Here is a 413-nt window from a genome sequence, read left to right as displayed (position 1 = left end):
GCGACCGATGGAATCTCGTGGTACATGTTGAAGATCTCGCCTTCATCCATGGCCAGCGATTCGATGCAGTACTGGTAGGCGTGGGTGTGGATCGCTTCTTCGAAGGCCTGGCGCAGGATGTACTGGCGGCACTCCGGGTTGGTGATCAGGCGGTACACGGCCAGTACCAGGTTGTTGGCAACCAGGGAGTCGGCGGTGGAGAAGAAGCCGAGGTTGCGCATCACGATGCGACGTTCGTCGTCGGTCAGGCCTTCCGGATTTTTCCACAGGGCGATGTCGGCGGTCATGTTGACCTCTTGCGGCATCCAGTGGTTGGCGCAGCCGTCGAGGTATTTCTGCCAGGCCCAGTCGTACTTGAAAGGTACGAGTTGGTTGAGGTCGGCGCGGCAGTTGATCATGCGCTTTTCGTCAAC

1 protein-coding gene is annotated in these 413 nt (G+C 58.8%); it reads right to left on the bottom strand.

Annotation, left to right across the window (positions count from 1 at the left end; all coding sequences use genetic code 11):
- A partial coding sequence (locus HX805_RS32135; RefSeq protein WP_177117660.1) for a ribonucleotide-diphosphate reductase subunit beta occupies nt 1–413 on the bottom strand: 413 nt, incomplete at both ends.

The sequence above is a fragment of the Pseudomonas sp. G5001 genome, assembly GCF_013385475.1.
Lineage (GTDB): Bacteria > Pseudomonadota > Gammaproteobacteria > Pseudomonadales > Pseudomonadaceae > Aquipseudomonas.
Note: the sequence above shows the minus strand (reverse complement) of the source record. Positions and strands in the feature narration are given on the sequence as shown.